31 protein-coding genes, 1 other RNA gene and 5 pseudogenes are annotated in these 26,940 nt (G+C 46.0%); 27 read left to right on the top strand and 10 right to left on the bottom strand.

Going from position 1 to position 26,940, the window contains the following annotated elements:
- Nucleotides 1–6 precede the first annotated feature (6 nt).
- Nucleotides 7–618: a hypothetical protein gene (locus JCM14467_RS01670; protein WP_054848887.1), complete on the bottom strand. Its 612-nt coding sequence runs from the start codon at nucleotides 616–618 to the stop codon at nucleotides 7–9.
- 83 nt (nucleotides 619–701) lie between these two features.
- Here JCM14467_RS01670 and ffs point away from each other — a divergent pair.
- Nucleotides 702–1,025: signal recognition particle sRNA (gene ffs / locus JCM14467_RS14920), an RNA gene on the top strand.
- Between the two features lie 21 nt (nucleotides 1,026–1,046).
- Here ffs and JCM14467_RS01665 read toward each other — a convergent pair.
- From JCM14467_RS01665 to JCM14467_RS01655, 3 genes are all read right to left on the bottom strand, one after another.
- Nucleotides 1,047–2,366, bottom strand: coding sequence for a type II/IV secretion system ATPase subunit (locus JCM14467_RS01665; protein ID WP_054848886.1), 1,320 nt, complete (start codon nucleotides 2,364–2,366; stop codon nucleotides 1,047–1,049).
- A 74-nt stretch (nucleotides 2,367–2,440) separates the two neighbouring features.
- On the bottom strand, nucleotides 2,441–2,896 hold the full coding sequence (locus JCM14467_RS01660; RefSeq protein WP_054848885.1) for a hypothetical protein: 456 nt from the start codon (nucleotides 2,894–2,896) through the stop codon (nucleotides 2,441–2,443).
- A 50-nt stretch (nucleotides 2,897–2,946) separates the two neighbouring features.
- Entirely contained in the window at nucleotides 2,947–3,378 is a 432-nt protein-coding gene (locus JCM14467_RS01655; protein ID WP_054848884.1) for a hypothetical protein, read from the bottom strand.
- A 103-nt stretch (nucleotides 3,379–3,481) separates the two neighbouring features.
- On the opposite strand from JCM14467_RS01655, the gene JCM14467_RS01650 reads away from it, so the two are divergent.
- The 16 genes and pseudogenes from JCM14467_RS01650 to JCM14467_RS01590 all read left to right on the top strand — a co-directional run bounded on the left by JCM14467_RS01650 (nucleotide 3,482) and on the right by JCM14467_RS01590 (nucleotide 13,933).
- Nucleotides 3,482–4,093 (top strand): 30S ribosomal protein S5, encoded by a 612-nt coding sequence (locus tag JCM14467_RS01650; protein ID WP_054848883.1) that lies wholly within the window; start codon nucleotides 3,482–3,484, stop codon nucleotides 4,091–4,093.
- A gap of 50 nt (nucleotides 4,094–4,143) precedes the next feature.
- A pseudogene (locus JCM14467_RS01645) lies at nucleotides 4,144–4,703 on the top strand (50S ribosomal protein L30).
- 131 nt (nucleotides 4,704–4,834) lie between these two features.
- Nucleotides 4,835–5,307: pseudogene (locus JCM14467_RS01640) on the top strand (uL15 family ribosomal protein).
- On the top strand, nucleotides 5,300–5,476 hold the full coding sequence (locus JCM14467_RS14915; RefSeq protein ID WP_252900387.1) for a hypothetical protein: 177 nt from the start codon (nucleotides 5,300–5,302) through the stop codon (nucleotides 5,474–5,476). The pseudogene JCM14467_RS01640 and the gene JCM14467_RS14915 overlap by 8 nt, the downstream one beginning before the upstream one ends.
- Nucleotides 5,473–6,738 (top strand): preprotein translocase subunit SecY, encoded by a 1,266-nt coding sequence (gene secY / locus JCM14467_RS01635; protein WP_252900386.1) that lies wholly within the window; start codon nucleotides 5,473–5,475, stop codon nucleotides 6,736–6,738. The genes JCM14467_RS14915 and secY overlap by 4 nt, the downstream gene beginning before the upstream one ends.
- Before the next feature lie 48 nt (nucleotides 6,739–6,786).
- Nucleotides 6,787–6,921 (top strand): hypothetical protein, encoded by a 135-nt coding sequence (locus JCM14467_RS19280; protein WP_256359186.1) that lies wholly within the window; start codon nucleotides 6,787–6,789, stop codon nucleotides 6,919–6,921.
- Between the two features lie 39 nt (nucleotides 6,922–6,960).
- Nucleotides 6,961–7,476 (top strand): putative RNA uridine N3 methyltransferase, encoded by a 516-nt coding sequence (locus JCM14467_RS19715; RefSeq protein ID WP_342765430.1) that lies wholly within the window; start codon nucleotides 6,961–6,963, stop codon nucleotides 7,474–7,476.
- Between the two features lie 29 nt (nucleotides 7,477–7,505).
- Nucleotides 7,506–7,820: an RNA methyltransferase gene (locus JCM14467_RS19710; protein ID WP_342765429.1), complete on the top strand. Its 315-nt coding sequence runs from the start codon at nucleotides 7,506–7,508 to the stop codon at nucleotides 7,818–7,820.
- Between the two features lie 54 nt (nucleotides 7,821–7,874).
- Nucleotides 7,875–8,900: pseudogene (locus JCM14467_RS01625) on the top strand (50S ribosomal protein L3).
- Nucleotides 8,897–9,733 (top strand): 50S ribosomal protein L4, encoded by an 837-nt coding sequence (gene rpl4p, locus JCM14467_RS01620; RefSeq protein ID WP_054848880.1) that lies wholly within the window; start codon nucleotides 8,897–8,899, stop codon nucleotides 9,731–9,733. The pseudogene JCM14467_RS01625 and the gene rpl4p overlap by 4 nt, the downstream one beginning before the upstream one ends.
- A gap of 5 nt (nucleotides 9,734–9,738) precedes the next feature.
- Entirely contained in the window at nucleotides 9,739–9,984 is a 246-nt protein-coding gene (locus JCM14467_RS01615; RefSeq protein WP_054848927.1) for a 50S ribosomal protein L23, read from the top strand.
- A 305-nt stretch (nucleotides 9,985–10,289) separates the two neighbouring features.
- Nucleotides 10,290–11,081: a hypothetical protein gene (locus JCM14467_RS01610; protein WP_054848879.1), complete on the top strand. Its 792-nt coding sequence runs from the start codon at nucleotides 10,290–10,292 to the stop codon at nucleotides 11,079–11,081.
- Nucleotides 11,082–11,092: 11 nt separating this feature from the next.
- A complete protein-coding gene (locus tag JCM14467_RS01605) occupies nucleotides 11,093–11,872 on the top strand; it encodes a hypothetical protein (protein WP_252900385.1) in 780 nt (259 codons plus the stop codon).
- A 178-nt stretch (nucleotides 11,873–12,050) separates the two neighbouring features.
- Complete coding sequence (locus tag JCM14467_RS01600) at nucleotides 12,051–12,464, top strand: hypothetical protein (RefSeq protein WP_252900384.1); 414 nt, start codon at nucleotides 12,051–12,053, stop codon at nucleotides 12,462–12,464.
- Between the two features lie 106 nt (nucleotides 12,465–12,570).
- Complete coding sequence (pdo, locus tag JCM14467_RS01595) at nucleotides 12,571–13,323, top strand: protein disulfide oxidoreductase (RefSeq protein ID WP_054848877.1); 753 nt, start codon at nucleotides 12,571–12,573, stop codon at nucleotides 13,321–13,323.
- Nucleotides 13,324–13,369: 46 nt separating this feature from the next.
- Complete coding sequence (locus JCM14467_RS01590; RefSeq protein WP_054848876.1) at nucleotides 13,370–13,933, top strand: XTP/dITP diphosphatase; 564 nt, start codon at nucleotides 13,370–13,372, stop codon at nucleotides 13,931–13,933.
- On the opposite strand, the gene JCM14467_RS01585 is transcribed toward JCM14467_RS01590, so the two are convergent.
- Together JCM14467_RS01585 and JCM14467_RS01580 are read right to left on the bottom strand one after the other, a co-directional pair.
- Nucleotides 13,916–14,680 carry a hypothetical protein gene (locus JCM14467_RS01585; protein ID WP_252900383.1) on the bottom strand — a complete coding sequence of 255 codons (765 nt, stop codon included), beginning with the start codon at nucleotides 14,678–14,680 and terminating at the stop codon, nucleotides 13,916–13,918. The two genes, JCM14467_RS01590 and JCM14467_RS01585, sit on opposite strands and share 18 nt — an antisense overlap.
- A 39-nt stretch (nucleotides 14,681–14,719) precedes the next feature.
- The gene (locus JCM14467_RS01580; protein ID WP_054848874.1) at nucleotides 14,720–14,899 is read right to left on the bottom strand and encodes a TFIIB-type zinc finger domain-containing protein; all 180 of its coding nucleotides are present in this window, start codon (nucleotides 14,897–14,899) and stop codon (nucleotides 14,720–14,722) included.
- A 156-nt stretch (nucleotides 14,900–15,055) separates the two neighbouring features.
- Here JCM14467_RS01580 and JCM14467_RS01575 point away from each other — a divergent pair, with 156 nt between their 5' ends.
- Both JCM14467_RS01575 and JCM14467_RS19705 read left to right on the top strand, forming a co-directional pair.
- Complete coding sequence (locus JCM14467_RS01575) at nucleotides 15,056–17,248, top strand: DEAD/DEAH box helicase (protein WP_342765428.1); 2,193 nt, start codon at nucleotides 15,056–15,058, stop codon at nucleotides 17,246–17,248.
- Nucleotides 17,215–17,997, top strand: coding sequence for a hypothetical protein (locus tag JCM14467_RS19705; RefSeq protein WP_342765427.1), 783 nt, complete (start codon nucleotides 17,215–17,217; stop codon nucleotides 17,995–17,997). Before JCM14467_RS01575 ends, JCM14467_RS19705 begins: the two co-directional genes overlap by 34 nt.
- On the opposite strand, the gene JCM14467_RS01570 is transcribed toward JCM14467_RS19705, so the two are convergent.
- The 3 genes and pseudogenes from JCM14467_RS01570 to cyaB form a co-directional block, all read right to left on the bottom strand.
- Nucleotides 17,974–18,195 (bottom strand): hypothetical protein, encoded by a 222-nt coding sequence (locus JCM14467_RS01570; protein ID WP_252900381.1) that lies wholly within the window; start codon nucleotides 18,193–18,195, stop codon nucleotides 17,974–17,976. The two genes, JCM14467_RS19705 and JCM14467_RS01570, sit on opposite strands and share 24 nt — an antisense overlap.
- On the bottom strand, nucleotides 18,170–19,150 hold the full coding sequence (locus JCM14467_RS01565) for a hypothetical protein (protein WP_054848872.1): 981 nt from the start codon (nucleotides 19,148–19,150) through the stop codon (nucleotides 18,170–18,172). The genes JCM14467_RS01570 and JCM14467_RS01565 overlap by 26 nt, the downstream gene beginning before the upstream one ends.
- 23 nt (nucleotides 19,151–19,173) lie before the next feature.
- Nucleotides 19,174–19,709, bottom strand: a pseudogene (gene cyaB / locus JCM14467_RS19595) (class IV adenylate cyclase).
- A 141-nt stretch (nucleotides 19,710–19,850) separates the two neighbouring features.
- On the opposite strand from cyaB, the gene JCM14467_RS14900 reads away from it, so the two are divergent.
- The 7 genes and pseudogenes from JCM14467_RS14900 to JCM14467_RS01535 all read left to right on the top strand — a co-directional run bounded on the left by JCM14467_RS14900 (nucleotide 19,851) and on the right by JCM14467_RS01535 (nucleotide 25,885).
- On the top strand, nucleotides 19,851–20,321 hold the full coding sequence (locus tag JCM14467_RS14900) for a hypothetical protein (RefSeq protein ID WP_252900379.1): 471 nt from the start codon (nucleotides 19,851–19,853) through the stop codon (nucleotides 20,319–20,321).
- Entirely contained in the window at nucleotides 20,318–21,376 is a 1,059-nt protein-coding gene (locus JCM14467_RS01555; RefSeq protein WP_252900378.1) for a hypothetical protein, read from the top strand. Before JCM14467_RS14900 ends, JCM14467_RS01555 begins: the two co-directional genes overlap by 4 nt.
- A gap of 80 nt (nucleotides 21,377–21,456) precedes the next feature.
- Nucleotides 21,457–22,581 (top strand): substrate-binding domain-containing protein, encoded by a 1,125-nt coding sequence (locus tag JCM14467_RS01550; protein WP_054848871.1) that lies wholly within the window; start codon nucleotides 21,457–21,459, stop codon nucleotides 22,579–22,581.
- Between the two features lie 111 nt (nucleotides 22,582–22,692).
- Entirely contained in the window at nucleotides 22,693–23,103 is a 411-nt protein-coding gene (locus tag JCM14467_RS14895; protein ID WP_252900377.1) for an ABC transporter permease subunit, read from the top strand.
- Nucleotides 23,088–23,414, top strand: coding sequence for an ABC transporter permease subunit (locus JCM14467_RS14890; protein WP_252900376.1), 327 nt, complete (start codon nucleotides 23,088–23,090; stop codon nucleotides 23,412–23,414). Before JCM14467_RS14895 ends, JCM14467_RS14890 begins: the two co-directional genes overlap by 16 nt.
- On the top strand, nucleotides 23,398–24,447 hold the full coding sequence (locus JCM14467_RS01540) for an ABC transporter ATP-binding protein (RefSeq protein WP_054848870.1): 1,050 nt from the start codon (nucleotides 23,398–23,400) through the stop codon (nucleotides 24,445–24,447). Before JCM14467_RS14890 ends, JCM14467_RS01540 begins: the two co-directional genes overlap by 17 nt.
- A gap of 108 nt (nucleotides 24,448–24,555) precedes the next feature.
- Nucleotides 24,556–25,885: pseudogene (locus JCM14467_RS01535) on the top strand (NAD(P)-dependent malic enzyme).
- A gap of 60 nt (nucleotides 25,886–25,945) precedes the next feature.
- Here JCM14467_RS01535 and JCM14467_RS01530 read toward each other — a convergent pair.
- A complete protein-coding gene (locus JCM14467_RS01530) occupies nucleotides 25,946–26,185 on the bottom strand; it encodes a UPF0147 family protein (RefSeq protein WP_252900375.1) in 240 nt (79 codons plus the stop codon).
- A 261-nt stretch (nucleotides 26,186–26,446) separates the two neighbouring features.
- Between JCM14467_RS01530 and JCM14467_RS01525 the strand changes: the two genes are divergently transcribed.
- A complete protein-coding gene (locus JCM14467_RS01525) occupies nucleotides 26,447–26,926 on the top strand; it encodes an Lrp/AsnC family transcriptional regulator (protein WP_252900374.1) in 480 nt (159 codons plus the stop codon).
- Nucleotides 26,927–26,940: the final 14 nt, after the last annotated feature.

Genomic DNA, 26,940 nt, shown 5'->3' with positions numbered 1-26,940 from the left:
AAATTCCTAACCATGACTAAGCAACTCGGACAACGCCATATGCGTACTCTGCGTGAGCGCATAATCAAGGAAGTCCCTAATACCATCAGGGTAACCCTCACTCCTCACGCCCTGGCACATGCCAATGATCAACATTATTACAATGGTGGATAGTAAAATGGCCATTACATTACCAATAAGCCCAAAGGCAATGTTATTCCTACCCTCAAAATCATCGATATAACTCCTCACATCATTATAAACAGCCACATACACACTATGATCAACCTTAACAGGCCTCAGGAAACCAGGCCTAGCCCTCCTCTCCTCATTACCGTAGATCAACTTAATCATGTAAGTCTCAGAGACAATACCCGCAGCATCAATCACGTCATCACCATCACCCTGAGAAGCAAAGAGAACCTCAAAAACATCCCTCATAAAATTAGCATTGAAAATCCTCGATAGAGAAATAACCAGGGAAAGCCTAGAACCCCTACCCTCCCTCATGAGCGATGCCACGCCGTAAATAACGAAGGAAGCAACGGCATAACCGATCCTAATAACCTCCTTAGCAACACTATCACCAACGCCACCAATCAACCCTTTAACGAACTCCTCAACGACAGAACCACCCATCAACCAACTATCGAAAACAGCAAAATAAACTTACCGCCCACATTCAATGGAAAAGATTTATTTTCCCATAAACAAGGCAAGAATAGGGACCAGGCCTGGAGGGTCTAACCCAACCCTCCCCTGGGCGAAACCCAGGCCGATGGGTTCGGAGGCCGAAACCCACGTATTGGCCTATACGGTAGGTCAGGGACCACCGGTACCTCGATGATAACCGGTCCCCTGGGGCGTCCACGCCGTAACCGGCCAACCGTAGGGTTGACCGGCTGCGGAACCCGGCGAACCGGGTTAGGCCCGGGAGGGAGCGGCCCTAAGTCGGGGTGGGCGCGTTCAGGGGGCTGCCGGTTGGAGAATGGGCCGGTGGAAACCCTGGCCTATCGTGTAGGCCAATACGTGGGGTTGGGTCCCGCCTTAATGTCCTGTTATGATTATTACTTGCTTATGGTTAGTTCCTCAATTTCATAATCAGTATTACTACTGTTTCTAAGTAGCTGTTCCCTTTTAGTTAATTCTTCATTAATGTCTATTCCGTATGCCTTCTCAAATGCTCTTAATTTGATGCTTTTCTTCAGGTCAACATCTCCTGAATTTGTTAGGACGCTTCGGAACTCTATTGAGCCATTGTTTATTACCGGCTCGACTATGTCATTGATTACTCGCTTACCATTCCTAATGGTCATAAATACGACACTTGATAGTAATTGTAGATTGCCGTAGTTTACGTTTAATGGTGGGTTTGTTAACCTTATTAGTAATTCCTCCGGTGTTGATGCGTGGAATGTGGTTAACATGCCGTGGCCCAGTGCTGAGGCTTGGAATAATGCATGGACCTCCTCACCCCTAACCTCGCCAACTATTATGTAGTCAGGCCTATACCTCACGGCTAGCTTAACGAGGTCGAACATGCTTATCCTAGATTTTTCATCCTCGTTCTCCCTAGTGAACATTCTAACCCAGTGTGGGTGTGGTAGGCGTATCTCTGGCGTGTCCTCTATGGTCACGATCTTCGAGTAAGTGGGTAGTTTACCAGCCAATGCGCTTAGTAGTGTTGTCTTTCCACTGCTCATAGGTCCACTAATCATTATGAAGCCCTTAAGTTCAGCAATAAGCCATAGGTAGGCAGCGGCGCTTGGCTTTAGTGTACCCCTTAGTACTAACTCCTCGAGAGTTAATGGTTGTGGTGGGAATTTCCTAATGCTGAAGGTTGGACCTATCGTTATTTCACCAATCGTTCCAGTGAATCTATGACCCTCTGGTAGTATTGTCTCTAGGTATGGTTTCATTAACGAGACGGACCTGGGCAAGCCCTTCCTGCTAATACCCATTATGAAGTCCCTGGCCTCAACCTCGGAGTTAAACCTAATATTCGTCACTAACCTAATTCCTGGGAAGTCCCTGTGGACGACGGTTATTGGGTATGACCAATTATTGAGTTCGACCTCCTCGATGTTGGGGTCGAATAGGGGCACGGTTATTGGCCCGTAACTCCTTAAGTCCCTTAGTAGGTAGTAAATCACTGACTCCATTAACTGCTTATTGCTTAGGTCATTCAATACTTCACCTATTGCATCGAATATTGAGACGTTTCGCTGCCTCATGAAATCAATGACCTTACTCCTTAGGTCCATGCACTGTGTGTCGCATTTAGGCTCCTTAACAATGTAATAGTACGTGCCCTCCTTTGCGATTATTGATACTGATACTTTAAAGGTGAAACCATCTATGTCAACACTAACCATGTAATTGCTCATCAATTAATGCATCTCAATTGAAGATATAAGCCACTAACGTGATTTTGACGATTTTTAATTCAAGTAATCATTAATTATTGAGAAATCGCTATACTTTCTGCCGCCACTTCCTGACCGCCGTTTGTATAGCCCTCGACAACCACTATGTACTTATCCCCGGTTATGAATGGCGTTGATGTTGTTCCGATAATGCTCGTTGATTGACCTGGGTTTAGCGTTATTGGGTTGCTTAATGTTTGTTTTACTATGGGTGTTTGCGCGTTTTGCGGATATAGTGCTATTGATGTTATGGTTACTGGTGTTGTTCCTATGTTCTCAATGGTTATTGAGTATACGTCACCAGCCAGTTGTGGGTTGACAATGCTTATTTGTGCCTGTGTTGTTAGTACTGAGGTTCTTGATTGGAAGTAGTTGTAGAGCATGATGGCTGCCACTATTACGAAGACTATCATAAGTATTGTGTATATTGGTCCACTTAGGTCTCCTCTTTTTTGTCTGTTTATTTTTCTTGTATTATTCTCGTAATACATCAGTAGTTTAATCTCAGGTTGATATTTAAGTCACTAATGGTTAATTAAGTTCATGAGATGACGTACTGCGTGGTGTTTGTTTTATAGACCATGCATATTGTGGTGTTTGCGATGCAGAATACCGTGTTGACGATGCATTGTTGGGCAGGTACTTGCCTGGTTATTAGTATGTAGTTTCCGGGGGCTAGGTGGGTGTTGTTCATGTTTATTTCCAGGGTGTTTCCCTGGCAGGTTAGGTATATCCTGCCTAGGTTTATTGCCGTGTGTCCATTATTGTAGATGACCATGTATAGTTGGTTTGTTGTTCCGTTGTTTACCACCACGGCGTCTGGTATGTAAATGCTGGTGCCCGCCATCTGGTTTATGGAGTTCATTAGTGAGATAGCGAGTCCCATGTGGCTGATTACCGTGAATAATGCGTAGCCTAGGTACATGGAGCCTATTAACAGTATTACCTCGGCTACTAACCTATCCAGCGCCATCTATTAGCAATCCTCACCTAGCCTAATAAGGGGCTACCGTGGACTACCTATCGACTGATGCGTGGTGTAAATGTTTTTAAATGGTTTAGTTATGCCTTGGTCGATGAGTACTGAGTCTGCTGCTGAGGCTTGGCAGCCTAGGACGTGGGTTGGTAAGTTGGTTAGGGAGGGTAAGGTGAAGTCCATTGACGACCTATTCAGGCTTAACCTGCCCATTAAGGAGCCTGAGATCATTGACTTCTTCCTGCCGAACCTTAAGCATGAGGTGGTTAGCATAAACATTGTGCAGAGGCAGACCGACGCTGGTGAGGTTAGTCAGTTCCAGGTGGCTGTGGTTATTGGTAATGAGGATGGCTACGTGGGTATTGGCATGGGTAAGGGTAGGCAGGTTAATCAAGCCATTGAGAAGGCCATTAGGGAGGCGAAGCTGAACATAATACCCGTAAGGAGGGGTTGCGGCTCATGGCACTGCTCATGTGATGAACCACACAGCGTGCCATTTAAGGTCGTTGGTAAGAGCGGTAGTGTTAGGGTTGTCTTAATACCGGCACCCAAGGGTGTTGGGCTTGTGGCTGCTGATGCCGCCAAGGTCGTCCTTAGGCTCGCCGGCATTAGGGATGTCTGGTCGTATACGTGGGGTGAGACGAGGACTACGCATAACCTGGTCAAGGCAACCTACGATGCCCTGAGGAAGACCTACGCCTTCTCCATCTAGTGCCGTGGAGGCTAAAGCTTAATAAATCATTGGTTTATTGGGCACTGACTATGACTGTTCAGGTTCAGGAGGGTTCGCAGGTCGTTAAGGAGACGCCCTACACGCGGATAGCGGTGATTAGGCTTAAGGGCTTGGCGGATACGCCGCCAGACGTTGAGAAGGCACTGGACCTGCTTAGGTTGAGGAGGAGGTACACATGCATCGTCATTGATGAGAGGCCATCATACGTGGGTATGCTTAGGCTCATCAAGGACTGGGTAACTTGGGGTGAGATAGATGCTGATACCCTAGCCGAGCTGTTGAGGAGGAGGGGTAGGCTAATTGGCGATAAGCCCCTGACCGATGAGTGGGTTAGGAAGTATGGCTGGTCGAGCATTGATGAATTCGCACTGGCGTACATAGTGGGTGAGGTTGATAGGTTGGCATGTCCTGAGGATAAGCCGTGGCCGAGGTCAGGTAATAAGGTGCTTTGCATACCAGGGCTTAAGCCTTCTTCAGGCTTCACCCACCGTCGGGTGGTCTTAGGAGTGTTAAGAAGGGGTTTAATGAGGGTGGTGACCTGGGTTATAGGGGTATTGCCATTAATGAGTTGATTCTCAGGATGATTTAATAATATATATAGTCAATAATTATTTCCATTGGATTTGTACTGTGCGCGTAGTACGTGTTCTTTATTCCTCACGCACGTGGTGGAGGGAAGGTCATAAAATTTATTAAGGGTTTCAATAGTCAATCGTAGTCATGGTTAGGAGATTCGAGAGGAAGTCGAGGAAGTACAGGGGTTCGAGGACGCATGGTTGGGGTAGGGTTGGTCAGCATAGAAAGAGTGGTTCAAGTGGTGGTAGGGGTAGGTCTGGGCTTCATAAGCATAAGTGGTCCTTAGTAATGAAGTATGCAGAGGACTCCAGTGGATACCCGTTCTATGGTAAGCACGGCTTTAAGCAGCCTGAGACCATAGTTGCTGTGAGACTTGGGATTAATGTTGGTGAGCTTGACTCAATACTTGATGAGTTGGTTAGTAGGGGCTTGGTGCAGGTGGTTGATGGTAAGTACGTCGTTGACCTACTAAAGATTGGCTTCAACAAGTTGCTTGGTAGGGGTAAGGTCAGTAGGCCCATGATTGTTAGGGCTGTTTGGGTCTCGAGGAAGGCTGAGGAGAAGATCAGGCTGCTGGAGGCTCCGTTGAGTTAGTGCGGGGGGTAGTGCATGGCTAATGCTGGGCGTAGGTTCATCGATGTTGTGGAGCCAATACTACGTTACATGCCCACTGTGCCTAAGCCCAGGGAAGCCCTGAGCATGGGCTCGAGACTCTTCTGGACATTCCTTGCAGTGACTGTTTACCTACTAATGTCGATAACGCCACTGTATGGGTTGAGCCTGTGACTCCATCCTTCTTCATGTCACCAGCAATTGCGGCAATACTGGGCATAACATTCGGCACGTTGGCTCAGCTCGGTATAACGCCCATCGTAGTGGCCGGCATAATACTCGAGATCCTAGTCTTCTCGGACATGATAAACGTAGACCTTGAGGACCCTGACGACCAGGCAAAGTTCAATGCACTATTGAAGTTCCTCGCAATAGTCTTTGGATTGCTCGAGGCTATCGCCCTAGTGACCAGTGGCCAGTTGGTCCCGGTCAATGCCTTGGGCGGTGTCTTGATAGTTATTCAATTGCTAATAGCTACTATAATAATAATTTTAATGGATGATATGATATCTAAGGGCTGGGGATTAGGTAGCGGAATATCGCTATTCATCCTGGTAACCATCGTTAAGCAAATGTTCTCAATGGCCTTCTCCCCATTCACCCTACCAGGCTCGGTAATACCCTATGGTGCAATACCAGCGTTGGCTGCATCGATTTATTACGCAATTGGTGGTAAGCTAGGCTACTTAATGAGTATATTGTATCAGGTTAACATGCCGAGCCTGACCGGTTTAATAGCCACGATAGCCCTAGCCCTCATAGTGCTTTACCTGGAACTCATGGAGGTCTCGATACCCGTGGCCCTCGTGCAGTACAGGGGCTATAGGTACTCAGTACCTCTTAAGTTGATGTACGTCTCGGTACTACCCATAATATTCACGGCATACACCGTGTACTTAATCGGCGAGGGCCTAACACTCCTATGGAGTGCGTATAACAAGGCTGACACAAACCCACTCCTTAACTGGCTAGCCTGTGCTCACATGACGCCGCAGGGCCTAGTCCCATGCCCCAACTCACTGCTTTACTACTTCACGGTGGTGCCCAGGAACATAGATGCCGCGTACATAGCGGTTCACATAGTCATATACGCAGTATTATCCGTAATATTCGCCATAGTCTGGGTCAACCTGGCTGGACTGAGCGCTGAGGATCAGGCCAAGTACATAGTGCAGGGCGGCATGCACATACCCGGCTTTAGGCCTAGCCCCAGGGTCATTGCCAAGTTCCTTGATAGGTACATCAGGATGCTCACGATAATTAGTGGCTTGATAGTCGGCGTGATCGCAGCCCTAGGCGATATTGCGGGTGTCTTTGGCGGTGGTATTGGCCTTATACTGGTTGTGGAGATCGTGATACAGTACTACACGTTGGCGCTGCAGGAGCAGTTGTTTGAGATCTACCCAGGGCTTAAGAGGCTACTTGGTAAGGAGTAGGTCCTGACGTGAAAAAGCTTATAAATCAATGCCATACCTGTAATCCTCGTGGGAGGTAGGCAAAGGACTAGCCTATTCATGACGAGTGAGGAGGAGGAGAGGAGGTTGGGTAAGGCGTTAACAGAAACAACTGGTTCATCACAGCAGCAGGGTAAGCAGGCTAAGGGAGGTAGTAAGAAGTAAATTGATTTAGTTATTCATTAAGTAAATAGTGAGTTAAAAATGAGGGTGCCAAGGTTAAAACCAATAATTGATATTGCAATACCCAGCGACTTCATTGCTGAGTCACCAGATGATAGGGAGGCCGTTAGAAAGATCGGTTACCTGGGTAGGGGTGCCGCAATTTTCCAGGTAAGTAAAATAATCATTTACAGGCATAAACTGGCCGGTGGGAGGGATAGGGCTGAATTCATAATGAAGAACCTGCAGTACCTCGCCACACCGCCATACCTAAGGAAGGACCTATTCAAGCTAGATAAGGACCTTAAGTACGCGGGTTTATTACCACCACTGAAGACACCTAACCACGCACCTGAGGGCAAGCCGCAGAGGGGTGAGTATAGGGAGGGCGTTGTCGTTAGGTGGGATGGCTACTTCTCAATAATTAAGATTGGTGATGGGGTCTACGCAAAGGTTCCGAGACCAATGCCCCTGGGTACCAGGGTTGTTGTTCAGATTGATGTACCAACACGAGGGATGATACGTACAGGGCGCACGCAATTCCAAGGGATCGCTTAAATATTTACTGGGGCTTTGAGGCGGAGGTCATGGATCTGAACAACCTGTTTGGTGTTTATGATTACGTGATTTTAACGGGTAGGGAGGGCGTGAGCATTAAGGATGCCATGGATTACGTGAGGAACGCCATGAGTAGGGATAGGGTGCTTGTGGTCTTTGGTTCTCCTTACCACGGCGTTGATGAGATACTTAAGGCCGAGGACATGGAGGAGGTATTGAGGAAGTACCCATTCATTAATTTCATACCTGGTCAGGGCGTTGAGACCGTGAGGACTGAGGAGGCGGTGATAGCCGTATTGTCAATACTTAACCTGGTTAGGTACCTACGTGAGTCCTTGCCCTAATACCCAGGGAACTAATAATTTTTAAATAGGGTTGTGACTACGTAGGGCTGAACTATGGGTTTAAAGATTCATAGGCCCAAGCGCGGATCCATGGCTACTACCCAAGGAAGCGTGCCGAGTCCCTAGTGGCTAAGTTCAGGGTTTGGCCTGACCCACACCCTGGTAAGCCCATACTCCTCGGCTTTGCAGTGTATAAGGCTGGCATGGCCCATGCGGTGGTCATTGATGATAGGCCCACGAGCCCATTCTATGGTAAGGAGGTTGTTAGGCCAGTCACCATATTGGATGCACCGCCAATTAAGGTACTGGCCTTCAGGGTTTACACATACGATCCATGGAAGAACCTAAAGCTTAGCCTAGGTGAGGTTTGGATGCCGATGTGCCTAAGGACGTACTGAGGAAGATACCGGTGCTACCCGAGAAGTTCAATAAGGAGGAAATGATGAAGAAGATCCTCGATAATATTGACGTGATTACGGAGGTCAGGGCAATAGTAGCCACGCAACCAAGGCTTAGCGGCATTGGTAAGAAGACGCCCGAGATCCTTGAAATACCAATAGGCGGCGTTGACGACATGAACCAGATAGTTAAGTTCGCAGACTCAATACTTGGTAAGGACATAAACATTAACGACGTGTTTAGCGAGGGCCAGTACGTGGACGTGGCGGCGGTAACTAAGGGTAAGGGCTGGCAGGGTGTTGTGAAGAGGTTTAACGTGAAGATACTGCCCAAGTGGCATAAGCATAGGAAGGGTTATAGGAGGATTGGAGCCATTGGCCCGCAGAACCCAGCCCTAGCTTTCACAACGCCGAGACCAGGCCAGATGGGTCTTCATAAGAGGACTGAGTATAACAAGAGAATACTTAGGATAGGAATGAACGGTGCCGAGGTCACGCCGAGCTCGGGCTTCCCGCACTACGGCGTTATTAAGGCCCGTACATAGTCCTTGAGGGTACAGTGCCTGGTGTCGTTAAGAGACTTGTGACGCTTAGGTTCCCAGTGAGGCCTAGGCCACCGACATACCCAACCGGTAAGGTTCAAATAGTCTGGCTATCAACACAGCCGTTGCAGGGTGCATGAGCATGGTATCCCTAGACCTATCACCATTGATAAAGCCGAAGTACGTAGTACCGACCACAGTTAAGGTACTTAACCTAGAAGGCAATGCCGTAAGCGAGATCTCACTGCCGCAGCAATTCCTTGAGCCAATAAGGCCCGACCTAATACTGAGGGCCTACATTAGTGCATTTACGGCTAGGCTTCAACCAAAGGGCACGGATCCAATGGCTGGTAAGAGGACTACGGCTATAAGCTTCGGCATAGGGCTTGGTTTAGCAAGGGTTCCTAGGGTTAAGGGTAGCCTATGGCCCACGGCCAGGTTTGCGCCAAACGTAGTTAAGGGTAGGAGAGCTCACCCACCTAAGGTTGAGAAGATCCTTCATGAGAGAATTAATAAGAGGGAGCGTAGGAAGGCCATTAGGTCAGCCATAGCTGCCACGGCAATAAAGGACCTAGTTATTGCTAGGGGCCACGTCATTGATAAGGTTCCTCAGATACCACTTATTGTTGGTGATGATTTTGAGAGGATTAGTGTTATGGCTGATTTAAAGAAGGTGCTTATGACGTTGGGCCTATGGGATGATGTGGAGAGGGTTGCTGAGAGAGTTAGGGTTAGGTCTGGTAAGGGTAAGATGAGGGGTAGGAAGTATAAGGAGGGTAAGAGCCTGCTAATCGTAACGTCATCAGCCGATGCACCAATCATTAAGGTTGCTAGGAACCTGCCCGGCGTTGATGCAGTCCCCATAAGGAACCTAAGCGTCCTGTATCTAGCACCTGGCGGTGTCCCTGGTAGGTTAACCGTGTGGACCTTGGGCGCTATTGAGGAGTTGCGTAAGGGCTTGTTCATGGGGTGAGGGGCATGATCGTGAGGTTTGTGCTTACAGAGAAGAGCCTTAGGCTCGCTGAGAGGGAGAATAAGATAACAATTGTTGTGCCGAGGAGCGCCAGTAAGAAGGAGATTAGGGATTACATTGAGAAAACGTATAATGTTAAGGTGGAGAAGGTTAACACGTTAATAACAATGACCGGTGAGAAGAAGGCCTACGTTAAGTTAACCCCTGAGTATAACGCGTACGACCTCCTCAGCCGCCTAGGTCTTGTGTAACGTAGTGTTAGTTAGATAGTTTTTATTCCCTAATATCTATAACATCTACCATAGTATTTAAGTCATTAATTTTATGTTAATGGACCGATCATCTAGGGTAGCAATGTTCACATGCATTTAAACGGTTTAAATTCAGCACGTGGGTTCCTCCTCACCGGGTCAGTACTTAAGTCCTTGCATCATCAATTATGTCCTAACTTCGTGGGTTAAAAACATTTGTGGTGATTATTGCTGAAAGGTGGATATGATTCTTGAGGGATTGAAAATATGGTTACCTTAATAAATACCTGGTGGATAATTAAATTATGGTGCTTAATCCCTCGCTCATGTGGAGTAAGGTGCTCGAGTGGATCAATGAGTATAGGCCCACGGACTTATTCATAACCTTATACAAGGGAAGGAAGCCGAGGATTCAAGGAAGTATTCATGTCTCTGATGATATTAGGCTAACGCATGGAAGGTCGAAATTGGAGTATCGCTCGTCATTTATGGATATTAATATTGTGGCTCCACCACACCAATTACGTGAGTTAGCGAGGCAGGCAGTGGAATATATTTACGGGTATGGCCAATCCTTTCATAATTGCCAAGTCATTAATAAGGCCGGTTCACTCGCAGAATTTGTAGCGAACGTAAATATCCATAATAATACACGATTTAAGGGTGCATTGTCAATGATTAGGGACTTATTATTACCATTCCGTAACACTGGCGTTTACTTAAGCCTTGGGACGAGGAGGGATAAGGACGACATAGAGATTAGAGGTGATAGTCACATATTCACTGATGGTGAGGTCAGGCTTTGGTCGGTGCATAGGCACGGTAATGAATTCACCTTCTTCTATGAGGTTGTGCCGAAACCCACTTATATAATTCAAGTGGAGCCTCCCACCGAGGAGGATGAGGATGTGGCAATAACAGTCAGGGCGCCGCGGGATTATTGGGCTAGGATTAGGAGGGTCGTGGTGGGCGTTGTTGGTCGTAAGAATGTGGCGATTGGGGATCTTGATGAGGAGGAAAGGGAGTTGGAGGAGCAGGAGGAGGAACGTATAATGAAGGAGATTATGCGTGAAGAGGAGGAGAGTAGGATCCTCTGAGTGGGAGTGTGGTGATGAGAATGAGTATAGTGAGGAATGAAGACGAGTGGGATAGGGTTGTGGAGGTTTTAATAAACTCCAGGGCAAATGATGTGAAGATATATCTTGAGCGATCCAGCGGTGATCCGGAGATAAGCATTACTATTAAGTCATCGATTAGATTTAGGGTTAGCGGTCGCGAGAGGAGGAGGATACGTCGTGAGGTTGATGTAAGCATTCATGGTAGGGAGGCTTACCTACAGGGTATCATGCCACGCATAATTGATTACATTAGCGAGCACGAGCTGGATCACGAATTAATAACAATAAATGCTAAGGCAGGCGCAATCAGGGACTACCTACCAACACCGCGCATTGGTGGTACAACCCTTGAGGAGGCTGCGAGTGGGATTAAGGAGTTGGTCAGGAGTATTGGCAGTGACCTGGTGATAATTCACCTATTCGATGAGTACCCAGATTGGGTGAGCATCACGGATATGGATTACCTATTCACCGATGGGCAGGTGAGGCTTAGGGAGGATTTCAATGCAAGCATTTATGGTGGGTATGGCAGGAGGTATAACGCGGAGTACTCGGTTACCCTGTACGGTACGTGGTTAATAAGTACGGACTTCTCCAATAAAAAGGAGGGATTTCACGTAGTTGTTTACATGCCACGTAGGAACTGGGGTGCGGTAATCAACCTACTTAGGGATGCTGCTCCAGGCAATAGGCTATACTTCGTTAATGAGGATGAGGATTGCATATTACCTGTGTTAACTGGTGATGTTGATTATGAATTTTATGAGTAATCAAGCCTTACATGCAACGCAGGTGAAAAGATATTTAAACACGCCCTGAATATGAACTGTGGTGAGGATGCTTCACCTCGCTGATCTGATGAGGAATCCTTTAAGTGCTGATTAGCGCCGTTGATTGCATAATCCGTGTTGGTATAAGATTTATTAAGGCTTTTTAATCATCGATGACGTGGACGTAATCAAGGAGGTCGGCAACGATGATTTGAAGTTCATATTCATTAAGGATGACCAATCAACACTTGCAGAAGCCCTTTATATAAAGGACTTCAGCGAGGAGAAGTATAAGAAGTTGAAGAAGTACATTAAGGAGAAGCTTGGCGAGGAGTTCACGAGCATCATAAGTCTTGACCGAGGCAAAGCACTGGCCAGGGTGCTATTAATTAGTGTTGATCAGGTCGGTCAATCAATGATCAATGACGTGATAGATAATGAGATCAGTAAGGTTGACTCCTGGATCTCCAATGGTGTGATTAAGGAGTTAATTGATAAGGTCGTGAGTGAGACAAAGAAGGCCAGGAAGACTAAAAAAATCAAGGAAGAAGAGGAAGAGCAAGAAGGCCAAGAGCGAGAGGAGGAAGGCTAGGAAGAAGTCTCGTAAGTAATCGAGTAAGAGCTCGTGAATACCTTAATTATTGAAAATAATGGGAAAAAAAAGACTTTTTATAGGGGTTACTTCCTACGAATGTAGAATGTCCGCAACACCCTTCGAGAAGCCTCAAGGTACAGCAGAGGTACCGCACATAGAGGTTGATGAAGAGACTAAGGAGATAATAAAGGAGATACTCTCACAAATGAAGAACCCAGTCGAGGTACTATTCTTCACAAGCAACACTTGCGGTAATAGGGATACGAATTGGTGCGTACCCACGGAGGAGCTGCTAGACCTACTTGCTGAGTTAGCACCACCTGGTAAGTTAATACTTAAGAAGATAAAGTATGAGGAAAATAGCGATACATTCACCAAGTATAATGTTGAGCCGCAGAGGGTCCCCGTCATATACCTGCTGGATGGCGCAATTAGGTACCTAGGCGCACCGCTTGGTGAGGAGGTTAGGGCATTCATAGAGACCATAGTGAGGATATCCGTTGGTGAGACGAAGTTGAGACCGAGGACTAAGAAGGGCCTTGAGGCGTTGATAAACTCAAGTAATAGTAAGAGGGTTGAGGTTATGACCGTGGTCACACCATCATGTCCATACTGCCCATACGCAGTCCTAATGGCTAATATGTTCGCCTATGATAGTAAGGGTAAGGTGGTCTCAATAACCGTGGAGGCCTATGAGGAGAGTGATATTGCAGATATGTATCAAGTAACGGCAGTGCCAACAGTCGTACTTAAGAGGGAGGATCAGGAGGCTGGTAATGTCGAGTTCATAGGCGTTCCTCCAGAAAGCGACCTATTAAAGAAGGTCCTTGACTACAGCGGTGTTAGCGTTCAATAGGTTCCTCTTAAAATTATTAAATACGCAACCATAAAAAGCAGTGAGTATGAGAATATTCTTCGTAACAGGCAATGAGGCGAAGTTCCGCGAGGCCTCGTCAGTACTTAAGGAATTTGGCATAGACCTCCTGATTGATAAGAGCCATAAAAAGGTTGAGATACAGAGCGATAACCTTGAGGACATAGTTAGTAATGCCCTTCAAGGCATATGCAGCGATAATGTTAGCGACTACTATGTGGTTGAGGATGACGGCCTATTCATAAACCGGTTAAATGGTTTTCCAGGCCCATACTCATCCTACGTCTATAAAACGATAGGGCTCACGGGGATTCTAAAGCTAATGAATGACATTGATGATAGGACGGCATACTTTAAGTCCGTGGTGGGGCTATGCGGTCCTAAGGTTGGTATTAAGTTATTCACTGGCGTTGTTAGTGGTAGGATAGCGATGGAGCCTAGGGGTACGGAGGGCTTCGGCTTCGACCCAATATTCATACCCGAGGGTTATGACAAGACCTTTGCTGAATTGGGTATTGGCATTAAGAATAGGTTATCCCATAGGGCCAGGGCATTTAAGTCCTTAGGTAATTGGTTATTGAATAATCTTTAGTCGGCTAATCCTCACCATTAGTAACACCGTCTCGTAAATTACCGCTACAGCAATGCTGATGAGAATCGCCATTAGTAGGTAACTACTACTTAATGTCTGGCTGTACCTACATAGTAAGGATGTAATTGGCTTAGATGGCTGTATCACATACATTATTGGGCTATTCAGCGCGTGAATTATATATATGGGCGTGGAGGGTGAGCCAGTACTGCATATTATATTGCCCATCATTGTTGGTATAATGATTGCAGAATTAATCCTTGTACCGTAGGCTATCAACGATTTTGAGCTGTTCGTTATAATAGGCGCTGATCCACTATATGATAATATCTCGACGAAGTACCCAGATCTTTGTACAACATAGCCATACGCCCCGGTAGTGTTACTTATTGGTATTGTCATTGAATTGCATGTATGGCCTTCTTTGGTGATTATTGTTATGTTTATTTCATTAATTGGTAACTGACTATTAGCGAGTCTCATTGTAATTGTGACACTGTAATTATTGCTTAAGCCTAGACTAAACATTATTGTGGTATTCGTTATTATTGGAGATGATGAACTCGAGATGAATGCCGTTGATGGATTTATTCCGCAGCTACTTAATGCCTGCTCAATTTTATTGTTTAATTGCGTTATTATGAAGTAATTATCTTCTGTGGAATTCACCACCAATGGTGAAACAACTATGGCTAGGGTAATCGTAAATAAAGCTAATGATATTATTAATTTATACCTAGTCATCATTAAGGGAACGTCTCTCTCTGGTTTATTATAGTTTCCTCACTAGGGATCTGCGTAGCCCTCTACATTCACTATCGACGTTATCAACCCCTCCCTCTTCATATTAATTAACGTCCTTACCAAGTGTGTCCTTAGTATCTTGGCCCCGCAATACGTGCAGTATGGTTTTCCATTAATTAATACAGTCACCCTCGTTGAACCACAGGCACCGCATTTAAGCATTAATGCAACTTAGTGTCTGGGTTAATATTAGGTTTACGTTGTTGTTAAAGATAATATCTAAAAAGTACTCTTGATCTCTATTTATAAGTTTCGTGGATTTGTCTTTCACTTTAACTAAAGCAAATGGTTTAAAACGGGTTAAGTCCATGGTGCTAATTGAATAGTGTCGGTGTGATGAGCAACTACGATGCTAAATCTTCTGTAACTATTAAGGAGCTGGACAATGCCTATAGGTTACTTCACCCCATAATTCAATCAGCATTGATTGAGAAGGGTTTCCTGAGGGCTACTGAGCCTCAGAGGTTAGCTATCCCAAAGATTTTGAGTGGGCGTAACGTATTGATAATAGCGCCAACGGGTAGTGGTAAGACGGAGGCTGCTGTCTTACCAGTCCTCTCAATGCTTAGGTGGGGTATGGATAAGGGCGAATTTAGTGATAAGGGCATATACATACTATACGTCACGCCCCTTAGGGCATTGAATAGGGACTTGCTTGATAGGCTTGTTTGGTGGGGTGAGAGGGTTGGTATTAAGGTTGGTGTTAGGCATGGGGATACGGACCAGAATGATAGGGTTAAGCAGAGTAGGGATCCGCCACAGATGCTCATAACCACGCCTGAAACACTCCAGGCAATGCTCGCTGGTAAGAGGTTGAGGGAGCACTTGATGAAGCTTAGGTGGATAATTGTTGATGAGATTCATGAGTTCGCCGAGGATAAGAGGGGTACGCAATTGGCACTAACCCTTGAGAGGATTAAGTGGCTAATTGGTAGGAAGCCCCAGATAATTGGCTTATCAGCAACCGTGGGTAGCCCTGAGGAGGTCGCCAAGTTCCTCGTTGGTAACGATGATGAGTGCGACATAGTGCAGTCAAGTATTGTTAGGGAGATGAGGATGGACGTACTGCACCCAGAGCCTACTAAGGAGGATGAGGAAATGGCGAGGAACGCTTACCTATACCCAGATGCCATCGCTAGGCTGAGGGTGATTAAGGACCTGGTGAATAGTAATGGTGCCACTATTGTGTTTGTCAACACCAGGTCAATGGCGGAATTACTGATGTATAGGTTCACAATGCTTGGCTATGACTCAGTGGGCATACACCATAGTTCGTTGTCCAAGGTTTCGAGGATAACCACCGAGAGGGCCTTCAAGGATGGTAAGTTAAGGGCCGTTATAGCGACATCAAGCCTTGAGCTGGGTATTGACATTGGTCACGTAGATTTCGTGATACAGTACCTATCGCCGCACCAGGTTATTAGGCTTGTCCAAAGGATTGGTAGGAGCGGTCATAGGCTTGATAAAGTACCGAGGGGCGTGGTAATAACTGAGGATTTGAACGATACACTTGAGGCTGTGGCAATAATAAATAGGGCTAAGGCAGGGCTTCTCGAGGCCACGCAAATCCCTGAAAAGCCATATGATGTTCTTGTTCATCAAATAGTTAGTTTATTAATGATTAAGGGTAGGTGGACCATTGATGAACTCTACGATTTAATAAGGAGGGCTTACCCATACAGGAAGTTATCTATTGAGGAGCTCAAGGGCATCCTCAGGTTCATGAGTGAGGTATTGAACCCAAGGCTTGCCTACTTAATTGAGGATGAGGGTGTTGTACTAAAGCCAAGCGGTGTTAGGGCTAGGAGGGAGATGTATAGGTACTTCTTTGATCAGATGTCCATGATACCTGACGAAAAACACTACCTAGTGATTAACCAGGTAAATGAAGAGCCAATTGGCGTGCTTGATGAGGCATTCGTAGCCGAGTATGGAGAGCCCGGCGTAAAGTTCGTGTTCAGGGGTGGCGTTTGGGTCCTGCAGAAGATAGTCGGTGATACCATCTACGTGGCGCCTGCTAAGGACACGATAGGCGCAATACCATCGTGGGTTGGCGAGGAGATTCCAGTACCCTTTGAGGTGGCTCAGGACGTGGGTAGTATTAAGGAGGAAATAGGTAATTACGTGAGTAAGGTTGGGCCTGAGGTAACGGCTGACATATTCGCGTTGAAGCTTAGTGTCTCGAGGGATACCGTTAGGTACGTGGTAAATAAAATAATGGAACACATGGAGAGTGGGGTCCCAATACCGTCACATAGGTTGGTTCTCCTTGAGCGTGTTGGTGACTTAATCGTGCTTTACACGCATGGTGGCACATTGGTTAATAGGACGATAGCCAGAATACTCGGTGAGGTACTAACAGAGAGACTTGGTTACCCAGTGGGTGTTCAGCAGGATGCATATGCAGTGGTAATACAATTACCGAGGCCTGGCATCGACACGGCGTTAATCCTTCATACGATAATGGATGTTGCAGCATGGATGAGAAGACGTTCATTGATTATGCAATGAGGGCCATAACTAGGACTGGGATCTTCAAGAGGAAGTTTGTTCATGTGGCTCGTAGGTTTAATGTGATTAAGAAGGATAGGGAGTTGAGTGATTTAGCAATAACGAACCTGGTGGAGCTTTATAAGGGGTCACCAGTATTCACAGAGACCCTTAAGGAGGTCCTTACGAGGGATTTCGACCTGGATAATGCGTACATGTTCCTAAAGTCACTAATTAATAATGAGAGGAAGTTAGTAACTATTGAGAGAAGTGAGTTCAGTCCAATGAGTAGGGAGATAGTTGATAAGATAAGCCATAGGCTTGAGGTGATGGCACCGGAGAGACTTGACAAATTGATTAGGGAGAGTGTTAAGGCTAGGCTATTAAATGAATCAATGACATTGGTATGTCTCAACTGCGGCTGGATTGGCTCAATCAGGAATAAGGACTTGCCAGACAAGCCCAAATGCCCAAGGTGTGGCTCAGAGAGACTTGGTGCGTTGAAGATTGATGAGGAGAAGGTTAGGCAGGTTATGGAGAGGTGGAGGGAGGGTAGGGCTAGGTCTGAGGATAATGAGCTCATTGAGTACATAAATAGGACGGCAGAGCTCGTTAGTAGGTATGGTAAGTTAGCCGTACTGGCGCTGTCTAGTAGGGTTAGGATTGACGATATTGAGGAGTTCCTACCGAAGATAGGCGATATTGATAAGTTGGTACTCGTAATTAACGAACTTGAGAAGAGGGAGTTAAAGAGGAGGTTCATGGAGTGATAATTCGTATACGGCCCTAATCAGCGCCACCTCATTCTCATTGGCCTTAGCCCTTCTTAACTCAACAAACCTCTTATAAACCTCCACAGCCTTCTCAACCCTAATCCTCTCACACTCACTGTTAATGCACATACTGAATGGTGGTATATCCCTCCTAACTAGGCCGACGACACTACTCCCCTGCAATGTACTTGCCACTCATTATCGATGTGTTAATCCCAACCTTAACCCAGTCACCTATTACCGAGCCGAGCTTAATCATGCCCGTGTCAACACCCATATATCTGATGATACCAATCGTATTCTTTAGATTCGAAGTTACCGAACCAGCGCCAATGTTTACCCACCTACCCACGTAGGAATCACCCAGGTAGCTAAAGTGCTCCTTAAGGCTGTGCATATCCATTATCGAGTTCTTAACCTCACCACCAACCGCATTATTCATGTATAGGACCGTACCCTCTCTGATGTATGCATGAGGCAGTACCCTGGAGCCTGGGCCAAGCAATGATGGACCCTTAACGTAGGATAACGGCTCAACGGCAGCGTTTATCGCTATTACATCACCTGCCCTCTCATCGATAACGGCGTTCCTCGATATTTCGGAATTCAGGGTCTTATCGCCAATAACCTTAATTAAGTACTTGGAATTGCTGCGGAGTAATTCTGTATTCCACCTAATTATGGACCAAACACCGCCGGCCATGGGTAAATCACAGTTATTAATCACGTCCCTAATGCCTGTTGTGCATTCATTAACTATTCCGAGAAGGGCCCTATCACCGCACCTGACCTCAGTCCCCACCTCCATATTATTAATTAACCTGTTTAATGCATCTATTTGTGGGATTAATGACGTATGTATTAATAGGGTCGTTCCATTTATATCCTCGGCACTGTGTACATACCTCACCGAATACCTCAGGTTGAGCCTGGATAGTATTGAGTCAGCGATTCCCTGCCAATACCTAGCTAGGTAATCGCGGGTGACTACGTATATATTGGCGTCATATCCAAGGTTCATCAACCATAGTACTACGTGTTCGTAATACCGAAGACCGCCAATTATTACGTCACTAAGTGGCGTGCTGATTGATAATGGGTAATAATTCCTATAGTCATCCTCGATTATTACGACATTGTCAAATTGCACAGTAAGTGCTACATATGTGATTATTAAGGTTTATTCAAACCCTGTCTCTCAAGCATTAGTTCAAGGTACGTCTTCCTCTCAATCCAGTCCCTCCTAAGGCCAAGCTTATTCCCAAGCTGGAGCACCTCCTCGGTAGCCTTATCTATCAACTCCTTATCATTAACCATGGTCTCAACCTCAACAAAGCTACCCAACTCCTCAACACTATCTACGTAGATTGTGAAGTTCTCGTAATTATAAATATCCCTCCTCTTCACTACCTTAGCCACCTCCCTAAAGTCAAGTTTCCTGAGAATTTCAAGAAGGCTTTCAAGGTCATTGACAGTAACACTCAATTCCTCACGCGTCTTACCAATACTCCCAATGCGCGGGCCCTTATACGTTAGTACTACAGTGCCATCGCCATAAACCCTAACCTAAGCGCCTCATCAGTCTTCGCGAAATCCCTCACCGGACTATTAAAGTATATGTCAGTCTCCTCAGTGTGCTCAAGGAATTTCGCATTTAATGATTTCAATTTATCTTTAATTACGTCATGACTTGGAACCCTATATTTCACCTCAACCTCAAACACGGCACTACAGCATCACTTGCCAGTTTATAAAGTATGCCTTAACTTATTGTTTAATCAAATTATTAAACAATAAACGATATAAACAAACAAAGGATTTATAAATTATTTAAAATAAGCGTTATAACGATGGATAAGGAGTGCCAAGTCTTCATTAGGGAGTCTACGGGTTTGGTTAGGGAGGCTGGTTTTTGGGATGCTGTTTCAATAAACATCGCCAACATGTCAATAGGGGCCGCCCTCGCATCCATAGGCTTCACATTAGCCGCCCTACCAACGGTAGCCGGCGCAAACCTAGTATATGCATCCCTCATAGCGGCCCTCTTTGCACTGCCGCAGGTAATTGTTTACTCAACTCTCATTAGGTATATACCGAGGGTTGGTGGGGACTATGTATGGCTAGGCAGGGCATTAGGGCCGAGGCTAGCCTGGTTGACTAATGGTCTCGTCTTTGGTTTCATAATAGAGAGCTTAACGTATTATGCACTAATAGCCTTTGCCGCAGTTTTTCAGTTGGAGTCTGTGTTACCGATATTGGGGATTAATGCCTCATTCACCGTGATTCAGGAAATTATCATTGGCATCGCTTCTTCGCAGTGATAGTCCTGGTGAATATATTGGGTACTAAGTATGGCATTAGGTTGATGACGGCATTAACCACGATATCACTACTCGGATTAATAATCGCAATAATAATTCTCTTTACGACACCTAAATCCCAAATCGTTAGTGCAATATCGACCTTACTGCCAAGTGGGTATACATACGCTAAGGTTGCTGGTAGCTATTCAGGCCCGTACTTCTCCCTAAATACGGCATTAATGTTATTGCCCTTCTTCGCAATCTATGTTTATCCATGGTTAAATGCGGGACCTGCAATTGCCTCGGAAATAAGGGGTAAGAACGCGCTTCATTGGAACGTGCCTATGGCATTCCTATTCACGTTAATATTCCTAACTCTCGGTTTTGAGGCGATGTATTACTCGCTTGGCTTTAAGTTCGTGACGGCGGCATTATCGAACCCAAATCTTAACGGCGTTATTAACTTCTGGACAATAGCCATGGTAGCCTCACGTAATGAGGTCCTGAGCTGGTTCATCGGTATTTCCTCGGTAACATGGTATTTAGCAGTCCTTGCCTATGGTGCTATTGTGGTTGTTAGGTATTGGTTTGCCCTTGCCTTCGACAGGGTTTGGCCCAGCGCCTTCGCATACCTAAGCCCAAGGTTCGGAACACCAATATACGCACACCTATTCGACTTAGCGGTAACAGCCATACTAATCGCAGCCGCAGGGCTCCTCTACAACACATTCACGGCACTCTATGGTGCGGTTGTTGAGGCAATAATCTACTACATGGCTGTGGGCATGGCCGCCGTTGTAATAGCCACCCTCAGATACTCATCATTCAGCATGAGCAATAGATCGAGGGTCATCTTGGCGGTATCTGGTGCATTAATGGCAGGAGTAATGGCATACCTAACCTATGAGTTCCTGGCATACCCACAGATCTGGGGCGGTAATTGGCTAGCCTACGGCGTGGAGCTTGGCGCCGTGATCCTGGGCGTGATTATGTACTTGGTAACGCGTTACGTGAATCTGAGGAGGTACGGCATAGATATATCAATGGCATATGCTGAGATACCCCCTGAATAATTTATTAAAAATTGAATGTGAATTATCAATTATCAGATAATTGATAAAACTTAAATAAGACGTGGAAATAACTAATTCGTATGGCAAGCACTACGGTTTGGTTAATCGCTGGATTAATAGTGGGTCTTGTGGTTGGTGTTGTGATAGGCTATGCAGTTGCGCCGCCTAAGGTTATTACCAAGACGGTTACTAAATACGTTAATGCAACCTTCGCCGTTGGCGCTGCTGGTACACTAAAGTTCGCCTTTAATGACATACTCCAGGTAATGCAGAGCATGTACCCAAACATCACGATAGCCCCAGCCATGTTCAAGGGCAGTGGTGAGGTTGCCCATACTGAGGCAACCACACAGCAGTTCAGTATTGTAGCCTCGGCAGACACCACGACAATACCCTCCGTGTTATTCCCCAATTATACTAATTACGAAATAGCCTTCGGTATCACACAAATGGTTATAATCGTCAACCTAAACACCACGGCAGGCCAGGAGGTTTACCAGCTCTGGAAGCAGGCGCAGGCATACCCACCAATGTCAGCTCAGTACAACGAGACCTGGCAGAAGATTTGGCAGATAATAGCCCTGAACTCAAGCACTGTGGTTGGTGTCTCAAACCCATTCACAGACCCCTCTGGCTACCAGGCCCAGTGCGTCGTTAAGCTAGCCGGCCTCGCCTTCTTCAACAACGCCTCATACCTATACGACGCAATTTATGGGAACCCAAGTAAGTACGTGATGAGGAACACGGAGATAGACCTACTAACACTGATGACCTCTGGGCAGGTGGACTTCATACTATCGGCCTACGAGAGCAATGCAATACCGCAAACACAGACTTACCACAATACCGTCTTCATAACGTTACCACCGTTCATAAACCTCGGTAATCTAAGCTACGTTAACTACTACCACCAGGTCAGTGTCACATGGACTGAGAATGGTGTGACGAAGACCTTCGTATGCAACCCAGTGGTTTACACGATAACCATACCATTCCAGGCACCGAATAAGCAGGCCGCCGAGTACTTCCTACTGCTGCTCTACAGCCCTATTGGTCAGAAGATTCTTGAGGAGAATGGAATACAGCCGATAGTACCCGGCATTGTTTATGGCAATTACAGCGCTGTGCCTAATGCAATTAAACCCTTTGTCGCACCACTAAGCCAGTACCCGCAGTATGCCTCAATATTCCCAAGCCAGGGCTAGGGGAATTAAACGCATGAGCTCATTAAAATTAAACATACCCATAATCCTAATCCTACTAATCTCAATCTTCATATTCTTAATCCTCATAATATACCCACTAGCCTACTCATAGTGCTCGGCTTCCCAATGATACCGAAGGCCCTGTCGGTGATCAGCTTCCTACAGGCGATTGAGGTTACGGTGGTCATGTCCGCGTTATCCGCAGTAATAGCCATCGTAATGGGGACGCCCATTGCCTACGTGATGGCTAGGTACGAATTCCACCTAAAGAGTGTTGTTGATGCCGTGATAGACATTCCAATAATGATACCCCACATAATAGTCGGTATAATGATCGTGCTAGCCTTCGCATCATACTACGGCTTAGGCCCCATCCTAAAGGCCCATGGCATAAACTTCATAAACACGCTTTGGGGCGCCACGACAGCCGTGGCCTTCCTATCATCGACATACTACATCAGGGTTGTTGAGGCATCAATCAGGATGATAAGCCCGAAATGGAGGCCGTGGCAAGGACGCTAGGCGCCAGCCCGCTCAGGGTCTTCACGTCCATCATATTCCCTAAGATTTGGAGATCGATGGCAACCGGCGCCATACTCTCGTGGGCAAGGTCCGTCTCCGAGGCAGGGGCTTTATTCATAGTCGCCTATTATGTCCTATTTGGTAAGAACCTGGTTTACCCAGCCTCCGTGTATATCTACGAGAGTTATGTTGGGATTGGCCTCGTGAATGCTGTGGAGTTCTCGGCGGCGCTCGTGGCAGTGATGCTCGTGATATTCATAGTCTATAGGATCCTGGTAAGCCTGGGTGGTGGTCATGCCTGGTATGGTTGAGTTAAGTAGTGTAACTGTGCGGCTTAGGTACTTTACCCTGGGCCCAATAAACACGGTGTTCAGGCATGAGACCTATAACGTAATACTTGGGCCCACTGGTTCGGGTAAAAGCACGTTGCTTAAGGCCATTGCAGGTATTTACAGGGTTAGCGAGGGTAGTATCATGATTGATGGTATCGACGTAACACAGGAACCCCCTGAGACTCGTAACGTATCCTATGTACCCCAGGGTTACGCAATTTTCGAGCACATGACGGTTTATGAGAATATTGAGTATGGGCTCAGGTTTAGGGGTGTCCCGAGGCAGGAGAGGCGTAGGCTTGTTCTTGAGATTGCCAGGGACCTGGGTATTGATTATTTACTCAATAGGAGGGCTGTAAACCTCAGTGGTGGTGAGCAGCAGAGGGTTGCGTTGGCTAGGGCATTGATCGTGAGGCCCAAGGTGTTGTTACTGGATGAGCCTCTCTCGATGCTTGATAGGGAGACTAGGGATAGAATAATATTAATGCTTAAGGAGGTGCCTAGGAAGTATGGCACTATCGTAATTCACGTAACCCATGACTGGGATGAGGCTTATGCATTGGCTGATAGGATATATATCATGAATAAAGGTAGGATAATCGAGGAGGGAGGCCCTGAGCAGGTATTTAATAAGCCGAGCAGGGTCTTTACAGCCAGGTTCCTTGGCTTTCAGAATGTTATAAGAGGTTTTGCCGAGAATAACCGCGTCATGCTTAATGGGGAGGTTGAGTTGGGTATTAATGATGATGTCAGTGGTGAGGTCTATGTTTGTATTAGGCCTGAGTGGATTAGGGTTATGGCCCATAATGATGTTGTTACGGGGCGGAATGTGCTTGAGGGCGTAGTTAGTGAGGTCATTAGGAGTAGGGTTGGTTATCAATTATTGGTTACAGTGGGTAATGGCTTAACGTTAATGGCGTTATCAACCACGGCCTTTAAACCTGGTGATAAGGTTCTACTCATCATACCGAGGGAGAGCATTCACATTATTAAGGCTGGGGATGGTGATTAGGGGTAGGTCATTATTCAGTTAAATATTCTTCATGTAACTTCTATATTGGTCGATTGCCGAATTCATCTTCAGAAATTAATATAAATCCTTTAGGTTTAAGGCTACGTGATGGGTGAGGAATCAAGTAAGTGGTTTAAGATTGCAATTGAGGCTTCAAGGAGGTATGGAGGAAAAATAATGGTATTACCAAGGTACCGGTTAGGAGCCTACAGGATTTCTCAATATGGTACACGCCGGGCGTTGCAGCTGTTTCTAAGGAGATAAATGCAGATGTTGATAGGTCATTTGAGTATACGTGGAGGTGGAACGCAATCGCAGTCCTCACTGACGGTAGTAGGGTACTTGGACTTGGTAATATTGGCCCGGAGGCGGCAATGCCTGTGATGGAGGGCAAATCCCTCTTGTTCAAGTACCTTGGCGGTGTTGACGCTGTACCACTACCCATAAGGGCTAAGACGCAGGATGACATTGTTAATGTGGCTAAGGCCATAGAACCTGCCTTCGGTGGTATAAACCTTGAGGATATTGAATCACCCAAGTGCTTCTATGTGCTTGATAAGTTGAGGGGGGAGTTGAAAATAGCCGTTTGGCATGATGACCAGCAGGGAACAGCCGGTGCAATACTTGCCGGCTTAATAAATGCCTTTAAGATCGTCGGTAAGAAGCTTGAGGACTCAACAATAGCCCTAATTGGAGCTGGGGCGTCGAACATAGCCGCTGCCAGGATACTAATTAAGTATGGTGTCAAGCCAGGTAATATAATACTTGTTGATAGTAAGGGTATATTACATCCGGAGAGGGAGGACATGGATAAGCTAATGCTCACTAATCCGTGGAAGTACGAATTAGCGATTAAAACAAACGCTGAGAGGAGGAAGGGTGGTATTAAGGAGGCTCTCGTGGGTATTGACGCGGTTGTTGCTGCATCCGTACAGGGACCAGGCGTGATTAAGAAGGAGTGGATTAGGCAAATGAATAAGGACCAATAGTCTTTGCCCTGGCAAACCCAATACCGGAGATTTGGCCCTGGGAGGCTAAGGAGGCAGGTGCTAGGGTTGTGGCTACCGGTAGGAGTGACTTCCCGAACCAGGTTAATAACTCATTGGTGTTTCCAGGGGTCTTCAGGGGTGCGTTGGATGCTAGGGTTAGGACGATAACTGATGAGATGGTGATAGCCGCTGCCCAGGAAATAGCGAATTTCGTCGGTGATAAGTTGAGTGAGGATAAGATACTACCGACAATGGAGGAGTGGGACTTCTACCCAAGGGTTGCGGCTGCAGTTGCCGTTAAGGCAGCCGAGCAGGGGGTTGCTAGGAAGTCCCTTAGTTGGAGGGAGGAATATAATAGGGCTAAGGAGTTCATAGCCAATGCAAGGTTAATGATTGAGACACTTTATGGTAAGGGGTTAATAAGGGATTTACTTAGTGATTTGGCGTAAAATCATACTGAGTCCTTAATCTGCTCAAGCAAACTGATCACTTGCCAGAAAATAACCCTACTAAAAAAGTGGCATGTTTGGGTCTGCCAGCGCTTCATCAAGTATGCTAATAACAGTTGAAGCCTTAAGTCCTGGGCTCATGTTTGGGTCCATCAATACCCTAACAGCCTCGCTGGCGGCTCTCCTGATGTTCCTGGGAATGCCCATGTCCTGGACAACCCTGGTTAGGTAATATAGTGCCTGCTTTATCCTCTCATCTGTCTCGTCCTTACTTAATCCGGGGGTTTGCCTACTTGACATATTACATCACCAAAAAGGGATTTCTTTGCTGAACAGTCGTTGATAACCAATATAAAAACATTTTCTTTGCTTAATTCATTAAATGCCCTATTGTATTCATATCTTTTCAGGGCTTAAGTGTGCATGAATTATTTGAGTCTTTATGAACATGGTAATGATTAATTGATTTTGGGTTATGTGTATTAGGGAGATAATTATGTAAAATAATTAGGCATAACATGAATATTTTATAACAAGCGAATGTTTTTTTAAATAAGCTCAGTGGCTACTCCATTGATGTCAATAACTGAGGAGATAGACCAGACTGATATTGAGATTTTAAAGATGTTGCAGGATGATTGTAGGATAACACTTGATGAAATGGCTAATAAGTTAAAGATATCGAAATCAACTGTTTACTATAGGATTAAGAAGCTTGAGAGGCTTGGCATAATACTTGGCTGTCATGCCAAGTTGAGTCCTGAGAAGATGGGTAAGGACTACGTGGCTGTGATACTCGTTAAGGCTAAGTACGGGCCTGGCTATCACGAGAAGGTTGGTCAGAAGTTGGCGAGTATTGGTGGTGTGACCACGGTATACTACATATTTGGTGAGTGGGACTTCGTGCTTCAGGTTAGGGCTAGTGGTAAGGATGAGATTCTGAGGATTCTTGAGCAGATAATGAATATGGAGGAGGTTGAGAGGACGTCGACCTTAATAGTGGCTAAGGTCATTAAGGAAGACCCGAGACTACCCATTTAAGGTAGGAAGTTAAA

This window comes from Vulcanisaeta sp. JCM 14467 (genome assembly GCF_001316245.1).
Taxonomy (GTDB): Archaea; Thermoproteota; Thermoprotei; order Thermoproteales; family Thermocladiaceae; genus Vulcanisaeta.
The sequence above is the reverse complement of the archived record's forward strand: the minus strand, read 5'-3'. Positions and strand labels throughout refer to the sequence as shown.

Bases quoted from the DNA above. Each gene is read 5' to 3' on its own strand.
- JCM14467_RS01670 (WP_054848887.1), bottom strand. From the start codon at position 618: ATGGGTGGTTCTGTCGTTGAGGAGTTCGTTAAAGGGTTGATTGGTGGC.
- JCM14467_RS01665 (WP_054848886.1), bottom strand. From the start codon at position 2,366: ATGAGCAATTACATGGTTAGTGTTGACATAGATGGTTTCACCTTTAAA.
- JCM14467_RS01660 (WP_054848885.1), bottom strand. From the start codon at position 2,896: ATGTATTACGAGAATAATACAAGAAAAATAAACAGACAAAAAAGAGGA.
- JCM14467_RS01655 (WP_054848884.1), bottom strand. From the start codon at position 3,378: ATGGCGCTGGATAGGTTAGTAGCCGAGGTAATACTGTTAATAGGCTCC.
- JCM14467_RS01650 (WP_054848883.1), top strand. From the start codon at position 3,482: ATGAGTACTGAGTCTGCTGCTGAGGCTTGGCAGCCTAGGACGTGGGTT.
- JCM14467_RS14915 (WP_252900387.1), top strand. From the start codon at position 5,300: ATGGCTAATGCTGGGCGTAGGTTCATCGATGTTGTGGAGCCAATACTA.
- JCM14467_RS19715 (WP_342765430.1), top strand. From the start codon at position 6,961: ATGAGGGTGCCAAGGTTAAAACCAATAATTGATATTGCAATACCCAGC.
- JCM14467_RS19710 (WP_342765429.1), top strand. From the start codon at position 7,506: ATGGATCTGAACAACCTGTTTGGTGTTTATGATTACGTGATTTTAACG.
- rpl4p (WP_054848880.1), top strand. From the start codon at position 8,897: ATGAGCATGGTATCCCTAGACCTATCACCATTGATAAAGCCGAAGTAC.
- JCM14467_RS01615 (WP_054848927.1), top strand. From the start codon at position 9,739: ATGATCGTGAGGTTTGTGCTTACAGAGAAGAGCCTTAGGCTCGCTGAG.
- JCM14467_RS01610 (WP_054848879.1), top strand. From the start codon at position 10,290: ATGGTGCTTAATCCCTCGCTCATGTGGAGTAAGGTGCTCGAGTGGATC.
- pdo (WP_054848877.1), top strand. From the start codon at position 12,571: ATGTCCGCAACACCCTTCGAGAAGCCTCAAGGTACAGCAGAGGTACCG.
- JCM14467_RS01590 (WP_054848876.1), top strand. From the start codon at position 13,370: ATGAGAATATTCTTCGTAACAGGCAATGAGGCGAAGTTCCGCGAGGCC.
- JCM14467_RS01585 (WP_252900383.1), bottom strand. From the start codon at position 14,680: ATGATGACTAGGTATAAATTAATAATATCATTAGCTTTATTTACGATT.
- JCM14467_RS01580 (WP_054848874.1), bottom strand. From the start codon at position 14,899: ATGCTTAAATGCGGTGCCTGTGGTTCAACGAGGGTGACTGTATTAATT.
- JCM14467_RS19705 (WP_342765427.1), top strand. From the start codon at position 17,215: ATGGATGAGAAGACGTTCATTGATTATGCAATGAGGGCCATAACTAGG.
- JCM14467_RS14900 (WP_252900379.1), top strand. From the start codon at position 19,851: ATGGATAAGGAGTGCCAAGTCTTCATTAGGGAGTCTACGGGTTTGGTT.
- JCM14467_RS01550 (WP_054848871.1), top strand. From the start codon at position 21,457: ATGGCAAGCACTACGGTTTGGTTAATCGCTGGATTAATAGTGGGTCTT.
- JCM14467_RS01540 (WP_054848870.1), top strand. From the start codon at position 23,398: ATGCCTGGTATGGTTGAGTTAAGTAGTGTAACTGTGCGGCTTAGGTAC.
- JCM14467_RS01530 (WP_252900375.1), bottom strand. From the start codon at position 26,185: ATGTCAAGTAGGCAAACCCCCGGATTAAGTAAGGACGAGACAGATGAG.